The sequence below is a fragment of the Longimicrobiales bacterium genome (assembly GCA_028823235.1).
Lineage (GTDB): Bacteria > Gemmatimonadota > Gemmatimonadetes > Longimicrobiales > Gaopeijiaceae > UBA2589.
Map to the genome: position 1 here is coordinate 1 of JAPKBW010000060.1, position 3,658 is coordinate 3,658.

The 3,658-nt window shown below is 60.1% G+C and carries 2 protein-coding genes; one reads left to right on the top strand and one right to left on the bottom strand.

Annotated elements, in window-relative coordinates; genetic code table 11:
- Positions 1–542: 542 nt before the first annotated feature.
- Positions 543–977: a GFA family protein gene (locus OSA81_13460; protein ID MDE0900008.1), complete on the top strand. Its 435-nt coding sequence runs from the start codon at positions 543–545 to the stop codon at positions 975–977.
- Between the two features lie 1,062 nt (positions 978–2,039).
- On the opposite strand, the gene OSA81_13465 is transcribed toward OSA81_13460, so the two are convergent.
- On the bottom strand, positions 2,040–3,658 hold a 1,619-nt coding region (locus tag OSA81_13465; protein ID MDE0900009.1), incomplete at its 5' end, for a hypothetical protein.

Here is a 3,658-nt window from a genome sequence, read left to right on the forward strand (position 1 = left end):
GTACGGCAGCCACGTCGGCAAAATCGCGTTCATCGATGGAAAGTAGGTAGCAGTCGGTTTCCGGGGAGTGCAGGTTGTCCATGGGCTCCATTAGTTCCAAGTGTCGTGCCAGACGAGCGGCAACAGAAACTGCCCCGGCGACAGTTCGGGGCTGGCGTCCGGCGTCGGTCCGGGGCAGGTTTGGTCATGAATCCGCTGAATTCGTTGGCGGATTCGGATGCCCGCCGATGCGTGGGTGACCTCCACAGGCCACTCTAAGGCGATTGCGGTTGTCTGGCCTTGTTGCGGGTTCGTGCAGAGGTGCACGGACGGTATGTCGCTGTCGATGGCAGGCGAGGGGTTCTCCAATCGCCGGATAGAAGCCGGCGTGGGTGGGGCTGCGCGCAGTTTCTACGAGAAGCACGGGTTCTTCCCGGTACGCTTGGGCATCAGCCCGCCACCCGAAAGTGAACCCGACGTTCTCTCCCGGTGGAAACCTGACTAGAAAGAAGCGAAGAGATTACGCTGGGAAAAATCCTTTTTTACGGGGTAGAAACTTTACCTTGATTTTGAAACTTCAGGAGGTGGAATCGATGGATGTCACGGGTAGCTGCCATTGCGGGGAAATCCAATTCGAAGCAACAATTGACCCTAAGCGCGTCGGGATCTGTCACTGCACTGACTGCCAGATCTTTTCGAGTGCTCCTTTTCGAACTTCCGCGCTGGTCGTGGGAGAGCAGTTTCATCTGGTCCGCGGTCAACCCGCGACCTACTTGAAGACCGCCGAAAGCGGTAATCAGCGCAACCTCGCCTTCTGTGGTCGTTGCGGTACCCACCTCTACGCAGCGCCGACTTCAGGAACGATCTCCTTCTACAGCATCCGGGTCGGCGTACTTTCTGAAAGAGCACAGATCCGCCCGGTCGCCCAACTCTGGTGCCAGTCCGAACTTCCCTGGCTCTCGGAAATTTCAAACCTGCACCGGGTCGAGAGTCAGTGACCTTGGCCACGCTTGCTCAGATGAAACCTTTGACTTTACACTCAGTCCGAACTCGACAAGATCCGCCACGAAGCACGCTGCTCTCAAACGAATTGATTCTAAACTTCGTTTGAGAGCACGTACGATGGCTTACCCGTAGTTGTGAGCCGCTGCTAATTCCCACCCTTGAGCACAACCTATTCGGCCCAAAATCTCGGACCGAGCCGTAAAGCCCGGTGTATTATTCAATCGAAGGCCGATTCAGTCTTCGGGATGGAGGACAACCTCAATCCGCACGGCATCCGGCAGTGTAGGGGCTACCGTCCGTGGCGCCGCGCGCGCCAGTGTATGGTTGTCCTGTTTGATAATCCTTGTCACCGACCCAAACCTAGTAATGTAACTGATGCAGGCAGTTGGAGGGGGTGGCTCATGACGGCTATTAGATTTTGTAGGTTCCTGTTGACGATACTCGCGGTCATCTTGTTTGTCGGGCCGGTGGGTGCCGCCGATAGGATCCTCTCGGGGGGGAGACTGCGGTTGTCGCACGATGGCACCGGTGAACGAGAGAATCTCTGTTTCCGTGCGAGTGGTGAGTCGTTTATTCTTCCCGAAGCAGGTGTGAGTGACGACCGGTTGGCGTTCACCGGCAGGCTCGAGATTATCACTCGGGAAGGTGCCCAAACCACAGAACTGTGGTTTGGAAGCGTGTCTGCGGGGCAATGGCGGCGGAACCTGTGGGCGGGGGAGCTATTGTGCCCATGGAGGTTCCGCCTTCTTCCTTTGCCTACTGAACTGCTGGCCTAATTGTGGCTCATCCCCGCCTGCTTCGGGGTAACCGTCCAGCTCGTCACAACCCCAGCGGCCCCGCGACGGGCGGGAAGGGCAGTGGGACCTGCCGGTGGCAAGATTCGGATGGACCGATACAGGGCCGTTGGGGCAAAAAGGGCCTTCATAGTTCCAGCTGTCACTCGAGCTGATGTAGTGCTCTATGATGTCGAACGGTAGCGGCTCGTTGATTCGAAGCTGGGCGCGGGGTTGGAACGCGAGGCGCACGGATGGCCATCCGAATTCTGAGCGCAGGTTCTATCCGGGAGAGTTGCTGATTTCTACGTAAGGCCGACACGGCTGTCCTCGCAGCACGCCGCACGCTGGGTACTCTTCGGGTACATCGAGCGAGCCGGCCGGCAACACGGCCAGAACAATTGCCGACGCATGCTCGCCGCCACGGGCGATGCGGTAGTTGGCACCGCCGGGGCCCGGGTCGGGGTTGTCGAAGAACCACAGCGGCAGGTCGCGGCCCGGCGTGTTGATCTGCACGCGGAGCTTGGAGCCGGCCCGGAGCGGGTGCGCTACGTCGAATATGGGTACGTGCACGAGCGTGAGCTCGTTCGACAAGGGCTCGTAGTCCTCTTCCCCAAAAAAGAGTCGGGTGAGGAACCGACCTGATCGATCCTCATCGATCTTGCGGAAGCCGGCGAGTTGTATGCCGGTCTGGATACGGACCTCGTTTCCATCCGGCGTGACTTCGCTGAGCACGATCTCGATCGGCGCATCGTCTGCGCTGGTCTGAATCCATAGGTCGGCATAGCCTGGTCCTGCGAGCACGACGTCCTCCCCGAGTGGTGCCGTGAGGTAGGAGAGTCCGAGCCCTTCAGGCGTGTAGGACCAGTCGAGATCAAGATCGGGTGCCGGCGCGGTGAACGATCCGCCCCCACTGCTGGAGTAGCGGATAGGACCCGCCTCGGCGTCGAACTCGAACGAGTCGGCAGCGCCGCTCGTTGGAGGCCCCGACGAGAGAGCTCCGCCCGCGTCGAGGTAAAGCGTCCAGGCTTCCGCGTCTGCGGGAGGCCAGGTGTCGAACGTGGCCTCGAAGCGATGGTATGGCGCACCCGGCACCTCTCCTCCCGCCCCCGATTCGAATAGAATGCGGACGGGGGGATCGGCTTCGAACCGTGCGAGCGCGTCCTCGTACTCACTATCGTCGAGGTCGAGGAAGCGGTCGGGCTGGAGCTCGATTGGGGCGCCGAAGTTGTTTTCCATCTCGGACGGCAACACCGCGCGCACAACCGCGTTCATCCGTGGCACGCGCTTGGCGACGTAAAGTTCGAGGAAGTCGAACCATCCGGAGAGGTGAAACGCTTGGTACCCATCGGGGTGGTGGCCGTTGAACATCGTGAAGTGTTTTCGATCGGTGCTGTCGAAGTCGCGGACCATGCCGGCAAATCTCGGACCTGTTTGCTCGTCTTGCCATGCGCCGGTGAGGAAGACCGCCGTTTCGATGTCCTGCACGAGTCGGGAAAGATCGCGATTGTCGGAATCTTCGGGCCGCCGCTCGAGTGAGTTCACGAAGGCTTCGAAGTCGATGCTCTGTGTCCGGATAAGCTGATTTTCCTCGCAGGTGATATCACCTCCATCGATGCGGCGCTTCGTCCAACTCTGGCCACCGGGCGCGGACTGACGGTCGCGCTCTTCGATCCATTCCTTTGTGAAGCCGGCGTTATAGACACCGCCCGGCCACGACATCTGCCATGGGTCCTCGATGACCGAGAGCGGCGTGATGGCCGCGAGGCTCGGGGGACGGGTCGCCGCGACGAAGAGCTGCGTGATGCCGGAGTACGAGAGCCCAATCATGCCAACGTGGTTGTTCAGCACCCACGGCTGGCGCGCGACGATTTCGATCACGTCGTAGCCGTCCGCTTGTT